Source organism: Kineococcus sp. AC630 (assembly GCF_979255925.1).
Genome location: NZ_CEEDMJ010000023.1, coordinates 1 through 15,609, shown reverse-complemented (window position 1 = coordinate 15,609; position 15,609 = coordinate 1). Strand labels below are relative to the sequence as shown.

13 protein-coding genes are annotated in these 15,609 nt (G+C 71.3%); 9 read left to right on the top strand and 4 right to left on the bottom strand.

Going from position 1 to position 15,609, the window contains the following annotated elements:
- The first annotated feature begins 4 nt into the window (after positions 1-4).
- From AC0I8G_RS21065 to AC0I8G_RS21055, 3 genes are all read left to right on the top strand, one after another.
- Positions 5-2,614 carry a DUF4118 domain-containing protein gene (locus AC0I8G_RS21065; RefSeq protein ID WP_471731680.1) on the top strand — a complete coding sequence of 870 codons (2,610 nt, stop codon included), beginning with the start codon at positions 5-7 and terminating at the stop codon, positions 2,612-2,614.
- A gap of 136 nt (positions 2,615-2,750) precedes the next feature.
- Positions 2,751-3,440, top strand: a complete 690-nt coding sequence (locus tag AC0I8G_RS21060; protein ID WP_471731679.1) for a transglutaminase-like domain-containing protein — start codon at positions 2,751-2,753, stop codon at positions 3,438-3,440.
- Positions 3,437-4,336, top strand: coding sequence for a transglutaminase domain-containing protein (locus AC0I8G_RS21055; RefSeq protein WP_471731678.1), 900 nt, complete (start codon positions 3,437-3,439; stop codon positions 4,334-4,336). Before AC0I8G_RS21060 ends, AC0I8G_RS21055 begins: the two co-directional genes overlap by 4 nt.
- A 19-nt stretch (positions 4,337-4,355) precedes the next feature.
- Here AC0I8G_RS21055 and AC0I8G_RS21050 read toward each other — a convergent pair whose 3' ends face one another.
- Together AC0I8G_RS21050 and AC0I8G_RS21045 are read right to left on the bottom strand one after the other, a co-directional pair.
- Positions 4,356-5,279, bottom strand: a complete 924-nt coding sequence (locus AC0I8G_RS21050; RefSeq protein WP_471731677.1) for a DUF808 domain-containing protein — start codon at positions 5,277-5,279, stop codon at positions 4,356-4,358.
- A 101-nt stretch (positions 5,280-5,380) separates the two neighbouring features.
- Complete coding sequence (locus tag AC0I8G_RS21045; protein ID WP_471731676.1) at positions 5,381-6,862, bottom strand: AAA-type ATPase lid domain-containing protein; 1,482 nt, start codon at positions 6,860-6,862, stop codon at positions 5,381-5,383.
- Between the two features lie 156 nt (positions 6,863-7,018).
- Here AC0I8G_RS21045 and AC0I8G_RS21040 point away from each other — a divergent pair, with 156 nt between their 5' ends.
- The 5 genes from AC0I8G_RS21040 (at position 7,019) to AC0I8G_RS21020 (ending at position 12,604) form a co-directional block, all read left to right on the top strand.
- Entirely contained in the window at positions 7,019-8,044 is a 1,026-nt protein-coding gene (locus AC0I8G_RS21040) for an amidohydrolase family protein (RefSeq protein ID WP_471731675.1), read from the top strand.
- Positions 8,044-8,823 (top strand): iron-sulfur cluster assembly protein, encoded by a 780-nt coding sequence (locus tag AC0I8G_RS21035; RefSeq protein WP_471731674.1) that lies wholly within the window; start codon positions 8,044-8,046, stop codon positions 8,821-8,823. The genes AC0I8G_RS21040 and AC0I8G_RS21035 overlap by 1 nt, the downstream gene beginning before the upstream one ends.
- Positions 8,824-8,828: 5 nt before the next feature.
- A complete protein-coding gene (locus AC0I8G_RS21030; RefSeq protein WP_442906496.1) occupies positions 8,829-9,854 on the top strand; it encodes an NAD(P)-dependent alcohol dehydrogenase in 1,026 nt (341 codons plus the stop codon).
- 161 nt (positions 9,855-10,015) lie between these two features.
- Positions 10,016-12,193 carry a glutamine synthetase III family protein gene (locus AC0I8G_RS21025; RefSeq protein WP_471731673.1) on the top strand — a complete coding sequence of 726 codons (2,178 nt, stop codon included), beginning with the start codon at positions 10,016-10,018 and terminating at the stop codon, positions 12,191-12,193.
- A 63-nt stretch (positions 12,194-12,256) separates the two neighbouring features.
- Positions 12,257-12,604 carry a cupin domain-containing protein gene (locus AC0I8G_RS21020; RefSeq protein ID WP_471731672.1) on the top strand — a complete coding sequence of 116 codons (348 nt, stop codon included), beginning with the start codon at positions 12,257-12,259 and terminating at the stop codon, positions 12,602-12,604.
- A 196-nt stretch (positions 12,605-12,800) separates the two neighbouring features.
- On the opposite strand, the gene AC0I8G_RS21015 is transcribed toward AC0I8G_RS21020, so the two are convergent.
- On the bottom strand, positions 12,801-13,802 hold the full coding sequence (locus AC0I8G_RS21015; RefSeq protein WP_471731671.1) for an ADP-ribosylglycohydrolase family protein: 1,002 nt from the start codon (positions 13,800-13,802) through the stop codon (positions 12,801-12,803).
- A gap of 131 nt (positions 13,803-13,933) precedes the next feature.
- Complete coding sequence (locus AC0I8G_RS21010; protein ID WP_471731670.1) at positions 13,934-14,215, bottom strand: hypothetical protein; 282 nt, start codon at positions 14,213-14,215, stop codon at positions 13,934-13,936.
- 304 nt (positions 14,216-14,519) lie between these two features.
- On the opposite strand from AC0I8G_RS21010, the gene AC0I8G_RS21005 reads away from it, so the two are divergent.
- Positions 14,520-15,431, top strand: a complete 912-nt coding sequence (locus tag AC0I8G_RS21005) for an LLM class flavin-dependent oxidoreductase (protein WP_471731669.1) — start codon at positions 14,520-14,522, stop codon at positions 15,429-15,431.
- Positions 15,432-15,609: the final 178 nt, after the last annotated feature.

The window sequence follows — 15,609 nt, the reverse complement described above, 5'->3', positions numbered from 1 at the left end:
TCCGGTGCTGAGGGAGCGGTACGCGAACGAGCGCCGCGGACGGTTGCGGGTGTTCCTCGGGGCGGCGCCCGGGGTCGGCAAGACGTTCGCGATGCTGGACGAGGCCCGTCGCCGCTGCGAACGCGGGGTGGACGTCGTGGTCGCGGTGGTCGAGACCCACGGCCGTCCGCAGACCGTCGCGGCCCTGGGTTCCCTCGAGGTGCTCCCCCGCCGCAGCGTCGAACACCGCGGTGTCGCCGTGCAGGAGATGGACCTCGACGCCGTCCTGGCCCGCCAGCCGGAAGTGGCCGTCGTCGACGAACTCGCCCACACCAACGCCCCCGGTTCCCGCCACGAGAAGCGCTGGCAGGACGTCCAGGAACTCCTGGCCGCCGGCATCGACGTCGTCTCCACGGTCAACATCCAGCACCTGGAGTCCCTCAACGACGTCGTCGAGTCCATCACCGGCGTGGTGCAGCGGGAAACCCTGCCCGACGAGGTGCTGCGCCGGGCCGAGCAGGTGCAGCTCGTCGACATGACCCCGGAGGCGCTGCAGCGCAGGCTCTCCCACGGCAACGTCTACGCCGAGGAGAAGGTCGACGCGGCGCTGTCGAACTACTTCCGCATCGGCAACCTGACGGCCCTGCGCGAACTCGCCCTGCTCTGGCTGGCCGACCGCGTCGACGAGGGGCTGGAGCGGTACCGCGCCCAGCAGGGCATCTCGACGAGCTGGCCGACCCGCGAGCGGGTCGTCGTCGCCCTCACCGGCGGCGCGGAGGGGGAGACGCTGGTCCGTCGCGCCGCCCGCATCGCCGGCCGCGGTGCCGGCGGGGAACTGCACGCCGTCCACGTCGCCAGCGGCGACGGTCTCGTCCGCACCTCCCCCGCCCGCCTCGCCGCCCAGCGGACGCTGGTCGAGAACCTCGGCGGGACCTACCACCAGGTGGTGGGGGACGACGTCGCCGAGTCCGTCCTCGGCTTCGCGAAGGGCCTCAACGCGGCGCAGATCGTCGTCGGCGCGAGCCGGCACGGGGGTCTGTCGTCGCTGTTCCGCTCCGGGGTCGGCGACGCCGTCGTCCGCGGGTCGGGTGCCATCGACGTCCTCGTCGTCACCCACGACCAGCAGGGCCAGGCGTTGCGGCTGCCCGCCCCCGCCCGCGCGGCCCTCTCCCGCAACCGCCGGCTGCTGGGGTGGGTGCTGGCCCTGGTCGGCCCGGTGCTGGTCACGCTGCTGCTGGTGGCCGTCCCGCAGCAGGAACTGGCCACCGACCTCATGGCCTTCCTCGTGGTCGTCGTGGTCTCCGCCCTCGCCGGCGGGGTCTGGCCGGCGCTGGCCTCGGCGTTCCTCGGGAGCCTGGCGGTGAACTGGTTCTTCACCCCGCCCGTGCACCAGTTGACCATCGCCCAGCCCGCGAACGCCGTCGCGCTGGCCGTCTTCCTGCTCGTGGCGGTCGCGGTCTCGAACACCGTCGACCGCGCCGCCCGCCGCACGGTCGAGGCCACCCGCAGTCGCGCCGAGACGGAGGCGTTGTCGGTGCTGACCCGTACCGCGCTCGTCGCCACCCACCCCCTCGACGAGGCGATGGAGCACACCCGCCGCACCTTCGCCGTCGACTCCGTCACCCTCCTCGAACGCGACGACGCCGCGGCGCCCTGGCGCATCACCACCACCGCCGGTGCGCCCGTCTGCACGACCCCGGCCGAGGGGGACGCCGAGGTCGTCGTCGAGGACACGTTCTCCCTGGCCCTGCGGGGACGGCTCCTCAGCGCCGACGACCGCCGCGTCCTGGAGGCCTTCGCCGCCCAGATCGCCGCCCTGCGCCAACGGCAGCGGTTGCGCGCCGAGGCCGCCCAGGTCCGCCGGCTGGAGGAGGGCGACGCCGTCCGCGGTGCGCTGCTGACCGCCGTCTCCCACGACCTGCGCACCCCGCTGGCGACCCTGAAGGCGTCCGTGGACAGTCTTCGGGCCGAAGACATCCAGCTCGGCGAGGCCGACCGCGCGGAGCTGCTCGCCGGGGTCGCCGACTCCGCCGACCGATTGCAGTCGCTCATCGACGACCTGCTCGACCTCACCCGCGTGCGGAGCGGGATCGTCGAACCGCACATGCTCGTGGTCTCCCTGCACGACGTCCTGGAACTCGTCGTCGCCGAGGTCGGTCCGGGGGTCGACCGTGTCACCGTCCCCGACGACCTGCCCCTCGTCTCCACCGATCCCGGCCTCCTGCAGCGGGTCGTCACGAACCTGGTGCAGAACGCGCTGCGCCACGGGAGGGCCGCGGGGGGCCGTCCGGGGAGCGGGGTCGAGATCCACGTCCAGGAGAGCGTCGAGAACTCCGACCGGAGGGTCAGACTGCTCGTGGTCGACCACGGACCCGGTCTGCGCGCGGCGGCGAAGGAACAGGCCTTCACCCCGTTCCAGCGTCTGGGTGACCGCTCCCACGCCGGGCTCGGTCTGGGCCTCGCCGTCGCCCGCGGGCTGGCCGAGGCCGTCGGTGGTCGCCTCATCGCCGAGGACACCCCCGGCGGCGGACTCACCATGGTGCTCGACCTCCCCCTCGCCGGCACCACCCACGAACTGGCCGACCCCTCGAGGGGCTCCGGCAGGCCGTCGGAAACACCCACGAAACCCGGGTAGGAGAGGGTGGGGCATGACGACGCGACGTGTGCACATCGGGTGCGAGTTCGTTCACTCTGCGCAATGGAGTGTCCCGGCCATCGCCCAGGTCACACCTCGACGTGACGAAGACGTCGCCATCAGTGACGAGCAGTGGGTGACCGAGCCCGGCATGGAGCGTCGGACGTACACCGACGTCTACGGCAACGAGTGCGTGCGCTTCACGCTGCCGGCCGGCCGTTCGGTCCTGCGCTACGACGCCGTGGCCGAGGTCGCGGACGCGCCCGAGGACGCCGACGAGGACGCACCCGAGATCGCCCCGACCGACCTGCCGGACGAGGTGCTGCTCTACACCCTGCCCAGTCGCTACGTCGTCCCGGACGTCCTGGCCGACGAGGCGTGGAACCTGTTCGCCGAGACCCCGCGCGGCTACCGACGGGTCCAGGCCATCTGCGACCACGTCAACAAGCACCTGCAGTTCCAGTACGGCAGCAGCACCGCCCTCTCCACGGCGGCCGACGTCAACGCCAGCGGCTACGGCGTCTGCCGCGACTTCACCCACCTGGCCATCACCTTCTGCCGGGCCCTGAACATCCCCGCCCGCTACGTCTTCGGCTACCTGCCCGAGATCGACATCGAGCCGACCGACGCCCCCAGCGACTTCGCCGCCTGGATGGAGGTCTGGCTGGGCGACCGCTGGTGGACGTTCGACCCCCGCAACAACACCCGGATGAAGGGCCGTGTTCTGATCGGGCGGGGCCGCGACGCGTCCGACGTGGCCATGTTGACGACGTTCGGGGCACCGTTGCTGGAGTCGATGGTCGTTCACGCCGAGGAGATCTCATGACGCTGACAGCCGGAGTGACCACCGGACCGGGCCTCCTCGACCACCGCGCCCTCGACCTCGAGGGCGCCGCACGGGTCACGTACCGCCTGGAGCAGACGTTCCGCTACGACTACACCGAGCCCGTCACGTCGGTGCGCCAGCGCCTCGTCATCGTCCCGCCGGCCCGCCACGGCGACGCGACGCTGGTCCACCACTCCCTCGACGTGCTGGGCGCGGTCTCGCGCAAGACCATCCGTCACCACGGCGGCAGCAGCGACAGCAGCAGCGTGGTGCGGGTCAGCGCCGACCGGGTCGAGGAGTTCATCGAGTTCCGGCTCACGGCCCACGTCGAGCGCGCCGGCGACCGCCGCCTGGCGGAACTGCCGTCGAAGGCGCTGCGCGAGGCCCGCTGGCGGCAGCTGACCCGCCTCACGACCCCCGATACCGCGCTGCGCGACTGGGCCGCGGAGCTCCACCGCGACGGCGAGCGCCCCGAGGACACGGCGCAGCGGATCTGTTCAGCCGTGCACGCGCGGATGACCTACGAGTTCGGGATCACCGGGACCTCGACGACCGCCGCGCAGGCCCTCGCGGGTGGCCGGGGTGTCTGCCAGGACTACGCGCACATCGCCCTGGCGCTGTGCCACGAGCTGGGTCTGCCCGCCCGCTACGTCTCGGGTCACCTGCTGGGTCAGGGCGGGACGCACGCCTGGTTCGAGGTGCTCGTCGACGCCGGGGACCGCGTCGTCGCGATCCCGTTCGACCCCTGCAACGACCGCCGCGCCGGTCGGGGGTACCTGACCATCGCGACCGGCCGCGACTACGCCGACGTCGCCCCCACCGCCGGGACCTACGAGGGGCCCCTGTCCGGGCAGTTGAGCTCCACCCGCCGGCTCGGGGTCGTCTCGCTCGCCTGATCCGTCGCGGCGGTCCCCGTCAGTGCGCCTTCTCGCGGTGCACCGTGACGGACAGGGCGAGCACGATCACCGCACCCACGACGAGCCCGATCACCGCGCTGGAGAACGTGTTCACCAACCAGCCGACGACACCGCCGAGGGCGCCGGTCGCGTCGTGCGCGGCCTCCTCGAGGTGGTGCACGAAGGAGTAGACGGGGTGCCAGCCGAGTTCGTCGGTCCCGACGAGCAGGATGTGCCCGCCGACCCACAGCATCGCGGCCGTGCCGACGACGGTGAGGAACGTCAGCAGCTTCGGCATCGCCGCGACCAGGCCGCGACCGAACCGGGCGGTACCGGCGCCGTCGCGACGCGCGAGGTTCAGGCCGACGTCGTCCATCTTCACGATCAGCCCGACCGCCCCGTAGACGAGCAGGGTGATGAGCACGCCAACGATGATCAGGATGACCAGGCGGGCGAAGAACGGCTGGTCGGCCACCTCGTTGAGCGAGATCACCATGATCTCCGCGGACAGGATGAGGTCGGTGCGGATGGCGCCGGCGACGACGGTCTTCTCGTCCTTGGGTCCCTCGTCCGCGCCGTGGCCGTGACCGCTGACCTTGGCCCAGACCTTCTCCGCGCCCTCGAAGCTGAGGTAGGCGCCCCCGAGCATGAGGATCGGGGTGAGCAGGAAGTCCGCGAACTGACTCAGCAGCAGGATCACCGGCAGGATGATCAGCAGCTTGTTGCGCAGCGACCCGATGGCGATCCGCTTGATGATCGGCAGTTCACGGTCGGGGGTGAGACCCCGGACGTACTGCGGAGTGACGGCCGCGTCGTCGACCACGACCCCGGCCGCCTTCGCGCCGGCCTTGGCGGCCGCGGCGCCGATGTCGTCCATCGAGGCGGCCGCCGCCCGGGCGATGAGCGCCACGTCGTCCAGCAGGGCCACGAGTCCACCGCTCACGCGCGGGATCCTTCCGTCGTCAACGCCCCGGACGTGCGTCCAGGACGCTCCCAGGTTGTCACGAGAGCCCGGGACGCCCCACCCGCAGGAGACCGGCGACGTCAGCGAGGGATGTGCAGGTCGTACTGCGCGACCTTCCGGTAGATCGTCGCGCGGCTCATCCCGAGTTCCTCGGCGGCCTGCTTCACGCTCATCCCGGGCGTGGTGAGGCAGCGCACGATCTCCTCGCGTTCGACGGTCTCCAGCCGGCTCAGCCGGTGCGAGGACCCGCTGAACACCTGGGCGGGGAGGTGCCGCACGTCGATCGTGTCCGCCTGCAGCGCGGCGCGCCTGACCACGGTGTGCAGCTGGTCGACGTTGCCCGGCCAGGAGCAGCTCTCCAGGGCCCGAGCCGCCGCGGGGGTGATCTCGAGGTCGCGGCCGCGGGTGTGCCGGACGACGTGCGCGGCGAGCGGGAGGACGTCGGAGGGTCGTTCGCGCAGCGGCGGGACGGCCACGACGGCGTCGACGAGCGCGGCGAGCGGAGCGGGGACCTCCGCGAGGTCCTCGGCGGTGAGGACGACGGGGAGGTCCGGTCGCAGCGTGCGGGCGGCGGCGATGAGGTCGCGCAGTTCCTCCGCCACCCGGGCCGGGAGGTGGTCGACCTCGCACACGACGACGGCGGTGTCGGCCTTGCCGAGTTCCGGTGACCACAGCGCCAGCCACCGTTCGAGGTCCTGCGGGGCGGGTGGGCTCGCCGACAGGATCCGGTCGCGCGGGCGGACCCGGCGCACCGCCTGGGCGAGCAGGGTCGAGCGACCGGCGCCGCGTTCCCCGACCGCCACGACGACCTGTCCCTCGCGCACGGAGCGCTCGCACTGCGCCAACGCCTCGCGCCAGGCCCGGGAGAGGTCCTCGACCGTCCCGCTGCCCGGCTCGAGGGTTCCGTGCTGCACGTGGAACACCTCCCCGCGCGGGGCGGGACGCGGGGTGCGGCCGCGCGCGCGGGCCAGCATGAGGGCCGACGTCGCGCCGGCCGCGGACTGCGCGAGGGCGAGCAGCAGCTTCCCGGGCTGCTCGGCCCAGGTGGTGATGTTGACGCTGCCCTCGAGCCGGCCGCTCAGCGGGTCGAGCACGGGGACGGCGGCGCAGGTGTAGCCGACGAGGCTGGCGCTGTAGTGCTGGTCGGCGCGGACGACGGTCGGCAACCGGTCGGCGAGCGCGAGTCCGAGCCCGCTGGTCCCGGCCTCGCGCTCGGAGAACGCGAACCCCGGGGCGAGGTGCACGGCGTCCAGGCTGCGCAGCAGCGAGGTGTCGCCCGAGAGCCGGTTGAGCACGAGGCCGTCGGCGTCGGTGAGCATGAGGCTGACGGGTTCGTCGACGAGCGTGCGGTGCAGCTCGGTCAGCACCTCGCGGCCGCACTCGTAGAACAGCGACTCCCGTTCCCACGTCCCGGAGAAGACCGGTTCGACGTCCCCGGTGCGCACGCCGTAGTCCTCGCTGCGACGCCAGGACGCGGCCAGCCGGTCGTCGACCCGGACCCCGCCGCGCACCGGGCGCGGGTCGGCGCGTCCAGTCTCCTGCCGTCGAGCCTCGTCGCTCACGCCCACCTCCCTCGTGGTGGCCCCACCGTACGACCTCGGCACCCGCCCGCACGAGGGTCGCCGTCTCAAAGTGAGACACCGCAACCACCGCAGCGACCCCCGCCGTCCCTACGGTCGTACCCACGCACCGCCCCGTCACCGGAGATGGAGAGCAGCATGTACACCAAGGACGGCGAGAAGTACTTCATCCTCGACGCGCACGTCGCGCTGTGGGACGCCCGCCCCGAGAACCAGCGCAACGTCCACGGCAAGCAGTTCATCGACTGCTTCTACGACTACCACCGCAACCTCAGCCCGGCCTCGGAGCTGTGGCCCTACGAGGAATACCTGTACCAGGGCGGTGACCGCCTGATGCACGACCTCTTCGACGTCGGCTACGTCGACCACGCGATCTTCCAGCCGGCCCGGCTCGGGGAGTTCTACCGGAAGGGTTTCGGTCAGACCGAGGAGGCGCTCGCGATCACCCGGGCCAACCCGGACAAACTGACCTACAACCACTACTTCGACCCGCGCGACGGTGAACGCGGCCTCGACCAGCTGCGCCAGGACGCGGAGGAGATGCACCTGAAGGGCGTCAAGCTCTACACCGCCGACTGGCACGGCGACTCCCGCGGGTACAAGCTCTCCGACCCCTGGACCTACCGCTACCTCGAGGTCTGCCGCGAGCTGGGGATCGAGAACATCCACGTCCACAAGGGGCCCACGATCCGCCCCCTGGACCGCGACGCCTTCGACGTCGCCGACGTCGACCACGCCGCGACGGACTTCACCGACCTGAACTTCATCGTCGAGCACTGCGGCCTGCCGCGCCTCGAGGACTTCTGCTGGATCGCGACCCAGGAACCCAACGTCTACGCGGGACTGGCGGTCGCGATCCCCTTCATGCACACCCGTCCGCGCTACTTCGCGCAGATCATCGGTGAGCTCCTCTACTGGCTCGACGAGAACCGGATCCTCTTCTCCAGCGACTACGCGCTGTGGACGCCGAAGTGGCTGGTCGAGACGTTCGTGGACTTCCAGATCCCCGAGGACATGTCGGAGTACGCGCCACTGACCACGGACCAGAAGAAGAAGATCCTCGGCCTGAACGCCGCCGCCCTGTACGACATCGACGTCCCGGTTGAACTGCAGGTCGCGAACCCGCCGGCGATGGCGGAGCCGCAGGCCGTGGCGGTGGCCTGATGACGCTCACCACCCTCGACCGGCGGCAGGAGGTCACCGACGCGTTGTCGGTCGTCCTGGACCCGGAACTCGACGAACCCATCACCGACCTGGGTTTCGTCCGCTCCGTCGACGTCGACGGGGCGGCGGTGAGCGTCCACCTGCGACTGCCCACGTCGTTCTGCTCGCCGAACTTCGCCTACCTCATGGCCTCGGACGCCAAGGACGCCCTCGAGGACCTGTTCTGGGTCGAGCGGGTCGTGGTGGAGCTCGACGACCACCACGACTCCGACCTCATCAACGCCGGTCTGGCCGCCGACGCGGGCTACCGCGGGACGTTCGGGCACGAGGCCGAGCAGGACCTGGAGGAACTGCGCCTCACGTTCCGCCGCAAGGCGCACACCGCGGCGGTGGAACGGGCCCTGACCCTGTTGTTGCGCGCCGACCCCGAACTGCGCGAGGAGGACCTCGGCGAGGTGACGCTCGCCGACCTCCGGGACGAGCGGACCACGCTGGCCCTGTTGCGTCGTCGCGTCGCCCTGGGGATCTCCTCGGAACCCGGCGCCAAGGTCCTCGTCGACGAGCACGGCGACTCCTACCCCCGCGCGGAGGTCCCGCTGCGACTGCGTCGGGCCCGCTCGACCCGCATCTCCATCGACGGCAACGCGCACTTCTGCCGGGGTCTGCTCGCCACCCGCTACCCGGGTTCGGCGGCCGACCAGGTTCCCCGGCCCGAGGGTTCCGAACCGGGCGACCACCCGCTGCTGCCCCTCACCGTCCGCCGGGAGGCGACGTCATGAGCACCATGAGAGCCGTTCGCGTCGTGGGGTACCACCAGCCGCTGCAGATGCAGGAGGTTCCAACCCCCGAGGTGACGAGCCCCTTCGACGTCGTGGTGAAGATCGGCGGGGCCGGTGTCTGCCGCACCGACCTGCACATCCTCGAAGGGCAGTGGGCGCAGAAGTCCGGGGTCACCCTGCCGTACACGATCGGGCACGAGAACGCGGGCTGGGTCAGCGCGGTCGGTTCCGCGGTGACCAACGTCGCCGAGGGCGACAAGGTGATCCTGCACCCGAACACCACCTGCGGACTGTGCCGCGCGTGCCGTTCGGGCGACGACGTCCACTGCGTCGCCAAGGGTTTCCCGGGCATCGACGTGGACGGCGGGTACGCGGAACACCTCAAGACCTCCGCCCGCAGCGTCGTGAAGATCGACGACTCCCTCGAACCCTCCGACGTCGCCGCCCTGGCCGACGCCGGCCTGACGGCTTACCACGCGTGCGCCAAAGCGGCCCAGCGGTTGCGGCCGGTGGACCGGTGCGTGGTCATCGGGGCCGGTGGCCTGGGCCACATCGGGATCCAGGTGCTGGCGGCGATGACCGCGGCCGAGATCATCGTCGTCGACCGCAACCCCGACGCGGTGGAGCTGGCGCGCTCGATCGGGGCGCACCACGCGGTCGTGGCCGACGGGACCCAGGTCGAGCAGGTCCTGGAACTCACCGACGGCCGCGGCGCGGAGGTCGTCGTCGACTTCGTCGGCGAGGGCGGCTCCACCGCAGCGGGGATCAGGATGCTGCGCGAGGCCGGCGACTACCACGTCGTCGGGTACGGCGAGAACATCGACGTCCCCACCATCGACATCATCTCCGCGGAGATCAACGTCATCGGCAACCTGGTCGGGTCGTACAACGACCTGACCGAACTCATGGCCCTGGCCGCGCGCGGTCTGGTGAAGCTGCACACCGTGAAGTACGCCCTCGACGACTTCCAGACCGCGGTCGACGACCTCGACGGGGGCCGGGTGAGGGGCCGGGCCATCCTCGTCCCCTGACCGCACGTCGACGCGGAGTGACGAGCGGGTGGTCTCACAGCGCCAGGCCACACGCTCGTCACACGGACGAAACCTGCGGGGTCCTCGAAGGCCCTAGCGTCTGCGACAAGAGTGCGGTCCCCTGGGCCCGCACGGTCCGAGGCGAGCAACTGGAGCCCTCCATGAGCGGCAGCGCAGCACGACTCCGAGCGATCGACGCGGTCATCGCCTTCGAAGCCCCCACCCCGAGCCTCATCGCGGCGGAGGCGCCGGGCGAGGTCTTCGGCCAGAACGTCTTCAGCAAGGCCGTCATGCAGAAGCGGCTGCCGAAGGCGGTCTTCAAGTCGGTCATGGCGACCATCGAGAAGCAGATGCCCCTCGACCCGGCGATCGCCGACGCCGTCGCCTCGGCGATGAAGGACTGGGCGCTGGAGAAGGGCGCGACGCACTACGCGCACGTCTTCTACCCGTTGACGCACTCCACCGCCGAGAAGCACGACAGCTTCTTCGAACCCGACGACGACGGCGGCTCGATCGCCGAGTTCGCCGGCAAGACGCTGGTCCAGGGTGAGCCGGACGCCTCGAGCTTCCCCAACGGCGGTCTGCGCTCGACGTTCGAGGCCCGCGGGTACACCGGGTGGGACGTCACCAGCCCCGCCTACGTGCTGGAGAACCCCAACGGGAACACGTTGTGCATCCCGACGGTGTTCGTCTCGATGACCGGTGAGGCGCTGGACCACAAGACCCCGCTGCTGCGCTCGCAGCAGGCGATGGCCACCCAGGCCGCGCGCGTGCTGCGGCTGTTCGGTCACGACGACCCGGGCACGATCGTCTCCTACGCCGGTCCGGAGCAGGAGTACTTCCTCATCGACCGGCACTTCTTCCTGTCCCGCCCCGACCTGCTGAACGCGGGGCGCACGCTGTTCGGCGCCAAGCCGCCGAAGGGCCAGGAGTTCGACGACCACTACTTCGGCGCCATCCCCGACCGCGTGCTGGCGTTCATGCTCCACGCCGAGCGCGAGCTCTTCAAGGTCGGGATCCCCGCCAAGACCCGGCACAACGAGGTCGCCCCCGGCCAGTTCGAGATCGCGCCGATGTTCGAACGGTCCAACCTCGCCGCCGACCACCAGCAGCTGCTCATGGTCACCATGAAGCGCGTCGCGCGCGAGCACGGCATGGAACTGCTCTTCCACGAGAAGCCGTTCGTCGGCGTCAACGGGTCCGGCAAGCACGTGAACTTCTCGTTCGGCTCCTCCACCGTCGGCAACCTGCTGCTGCCCGGTGACACGCCGCACGAGAACGCCCAGTTCCTGGTGTTCTGCGCCGCGATCATCCGCGCCGTCCACAAGTACGGCGGCCTGCTGCGCGCCTCGGTCGCCTCGGCGACCAACGACCACCGGCTCGGCGCCAACGAGGCCCCGCCGGCGATCATCTCGATCTTCCTGGGCGAGCAGCTCGCCGACGTCTTCGACCAGGTCGCCAAGGGCGGTGCGACCTCCTCCAAGGAGAAGGGCACCATGACGATCGGCGTCGACACCCTGCCCGTGCTGCCGACCGACCCGGGCGACCGCAACCGCACCAGCCCGTTCGCCTTCACCGGCAACCGCTTCGAGTTCCGCGCGCCGGGTTCGATGCAGTCGATCTCCTCGCCGGTCTACACCATCAACACGATCGTGACGGAGGCGCTGGACTTCATCGCGACCGACCTCGAGGAGCGGGTCGCGGCCGGCGAGGACTTCAACCACGCCGTGCAGAAGGTCCTCGAGCAGATCATCACCGACCACGGCGCGGTCGTGTTCAACGGTGACGGGTACTCCGACGACTGGCAGACCGAGGCCGAGGCGCGCGGTCTGAAGAACCTGCGCACGACGATGGACGCCCTGCCCGAACTGATCTCGGACGAGGCCGTGGAGCTGTTCAGCCGGTACGGCATCTTCTCCGAGCGCGAGATGCACTCGCGCTACGAGATCGCCGTCGAGCAGTACGAGCTCGCCATCGCCGTCGAGGCGAAGCTGACCGTGGAGGTCGCGGGGACGAGCATCCTGCCCGCCGCGATCCGCTACCAGACGCAGCTCGCCCAGAACGTCGCCGCGCTCACGGCGGCCGGGGTCGAGGCGGACACCTCGCTGCTGCAGGCGGTCACGACGCCCATCACCGCGCTGCGCGAGGCGCTGGTGACCCTGAGGACCGTTGCCTTCGAGGAGGCCGGGCACACGCCGGTCGAGGCCGCGATGCACGCCAAGGAGGTCCTGCTCCCGGCGATGGCCGCCGTCCGCGAGGCCGCCGACGAACTCGAGACCCTCGTCGCCGACGACCTCTGGCCGCTCGCGACCTACCAGGAGATGCTCTTCATCCGCTGACCGCGAGCGCTTGGCCAGAAACTGCTCCGGCCAGGCGCTCGTGCGCCCGTCTACGCTCGCACCGTGGAACTCCCCGCGGGCAGCGCCCTGGACACCCGAGAACTCGTGCTGGAGAACTCCGCCGTGGGTGGCGAACAGGTCGTCGACGGATCACCCACCACGGGTTCCCTCGACCTCGGGACGGTGGGAGGGGTGGAACTCGGGGTGTGGGAGATGACCACGGGCACGATGCGTGACGTCGAGACCGACGAGGTGTTCGTCGTCGTCGCCGGACGCGCCGAAGTCTCGATCGAGGGCCTCGCCGCGCCCCTCGTGCTCGCTCCCGGGACCGTCGGCCGACTGGCCGCCGGGAGCCGCACCACGTGGACGGTCAGCGAGACCCTCCGGAAGGTCTACCTCCTCGGCCGGTGACGAACGGACGGCCGCCGGGTCAGCGCGTCGACGTGGAAGTCCTCGAGGCGGGTGCGGTGCTGGTCTCGGTGGCGATGCCTGCGATCGCGATCCCCACCGGTCGACCTCTCGTGTCCGGCGGTCGAGTCCCCGCCTCGACCAGAGGGTCAGTCCAGCACGGTCAGACGTTCACCCGCTCGGCGCCCCCGGGGGAGGTTCAGCTGATCCCGTAGCGGGCGCGCCACGTCGGGTCGTTGGCTGCGCCCCAGCTGCCGTCGGGGTTGGACGTGTTCTCCCGCACCAGGTCCCGGGCCAGCCGGTCGATGACGTAGGCGAGGTCGATGCGGGTGAGGACGGTCTGCGGGAGGGCGGTCTCACCGTGGACCGCTCCCACCAGGGCGCCGGTGACCGTGGAGACCGCCACCGGGTGGGGTGCCGCGCCCGCCAGGGCGAGGGCGGCACGGGCACCCGTCACCTCGGGGTGACTGAGGAGGCAGTACACCGCCCCCCACAGCGTCGACGACGAACTCCCGTCGCCCGCAGCGGCCCGCAGGACGAGCGGGGACGCCGGGGTCTCCCGAGCTGCCCGGACGGCGTCGTCGACCACCGAGACGGCGGTGAAGTCGATGCCCAGCATGATCGCTGCGCTGATCCCCTCGCCGACCGCTTCCACGGCGTCGCCCGTCCGCAGCGCCGCTCCCGCGAGCAGGACGGCGAGCCCGGTCGGGGCGAAGGTCCGGGGCCCGTGGGTGAGGGCGGCGGAGTCGATCGCGGTGTCCACCGCCTGAGCGGGGTCGCGAGCGACCTGCGCCGCGAGCGGCAAGGCGCGGGCGATCGAGTGCCACCCGTCTGCCGTCGTCACGGGGTCGAGGCGGGTCCCTCCGGAACCGGTGGCCAGCCCGCGGACGGTGTCCCCCGGGTCACCGGTGGACTGGGCGAGGAGGGGGACCTCCTCGAGCCAGGCGACACCGGTGGTGCTCGAACGTCCGGGTGCGGACCAGACCCGCGCCCACCGACGGTAGGCGTCGAGCAGATCGGCCCGGGGGTCGGCCGAGCCGGTCACCGACCGCCGCAGCGAGGTGCGGATGCTCGCGGCGGCGGTGAAGCAGGCCAGCTGGGTGGCGACCCCGTGGCGCAGGACACCTCTTGTCGAGACTCCTGACCCGAGGGCCTCACCGACGGCGAGACCGTGCAGGAGCCCGCGGACGCGCCGTCCCACGACAGGGCTGTGCGCTGTCGGGGGCATCCCCGGGGCGGCGTGTCGTCCTTCTTCCACAACATGGAGTTCGGCCTCGCGGAGAGCCGCATCAAGCCCTGGACCCTCGAACCACCCGGTTGGCTGACCCGCTCTCACGGTCGCGCGGACAGGCGTCCCTCCACCGAGTCGTACTCACCGGCTCCGACCGCGGCACGGTTCCCGAGGTCGCGCAGCCCGCTGTCTGCGCCTCGGGCGGCCTGGGCCAGTGCGTCGAAGAAGGCTTGGGCCGCACGCTGGGCCCGGCCGAGGACCCAGTCGTCCGCGCCTGCGCCTGCCGCCTCCAACGATCCCGAGAGGGCGCCGACGTCGGCGGCGTCCGCGCGCAACGTCGCCGCCGACTGTTCGAGCTCCTCGGTCGCCACGCCGTACTGCATGTTTCCTCCTCCACCGGTGAGGTCGGACGCTACCGGCGAGCGGGCGGGGAGGCGTCGACTCGTCCACAGGCATCGATCAAGCGGACCGTCAGGGCCGCCGATGTCTCAGGGGCTCCCGCGTCTGCGGGACGAGGTATAGTTAAAGCCTCAAACACTTTGGAGGCGAGATGTCCCGCAACGGCCGACGGCTCGAGCTCGGGTTCCTGACGTTCGTCGCGGACGGTGGCTCCGGCGGTCCCGCAGGAGCGCTCCAGGACGGTCTGTCGCTCATCCGGTACGCGGAGGACCTCGGGTACGACTCGGCGTGGTCCGCGTCCGGCACCACGAGCCGTTCCTGTCCTCGCCGATGACGTTCTTCGCGGCGGCTTCGCAGGTGACGCGGCGGATCCACCTGGGCACCGGTGTCGTTCCGATGCGCTACGAAGATCCGCTGCGGCTGGCCGAGGACGCCTCGACGGTCGACCTCCTCAGCGGGGGCCGTCTCGAACTCGGGCTGAGCAACGGGATCCCGCCGCTCGCCGCTGCGCTCGACCCCATCCACGGCGCCTCGGAGCGAGGTTTCGCCGGGGAGGCCCAGCACCGCATCGACGTGCTGCGCCGTGCGATCGCCGGCGAGCCCATCGCCCAGGCGGCCGCCCAGTACATGGGCATCCCCACCGGCGGGGACATGCTCAGCACGCCGCACGCCACCGGGTTGTCGGAACGGCTCTGGTACGGCGCCGGCAGTGAGCGGACCGCCGTGCGCGCCGGCACCCAGGGGTTCGACCTGCAGGTCTCCACCCTGAACAGCGAAGAGACCGGTGAACCCTTCGACGTCGTGCAGGCGCGACAGATCCGCAGCTACCGCAAGGCTTTCGCCGACGCGGGCCATTCAGGCCGACGCTCCTCGCGGGTCTCGGCAGGACGCATCGTGCTGCCCTTCGTCGACCGTCAGGACGCCGAGGACCACCGGGCGTTCATCGAGGGGTACACCTCCGGGATGACCGGAGACGGGCTGCCCAAGGAGCCCTCACCCTTTCCGGTGCGGTTCAGCTCGATCCTCAGCGGCGACCCGGAGAACATCGTCGAGAGCCTGCTCGCCGACGAGGTCACGGAGGAGACGGACGGTCTCGTCATCGTGCTCCCCGCGGAAGGTTCCCTCGAGGTCCACCAGCGCGTGCTGCGCGCCGTCGCCGAGCACGTCGTACCCCACCTCGGGTGGACACCCGCAGTCTGAGGGTCCCTCCCCCCACCACGCCGTGGGGGCGACCCCACCAGACCCGGAAACACGTGTGGGGAGCAACCCCCACAAGGGCTGCTCCCCACACGATCCCACCACAAAGAGTGAGTGGCCGGCGGTGACCTACTCTCCCACCCAGTCTCCCGAGCAGTACCATCGGCGCTGGTGGGCTTAG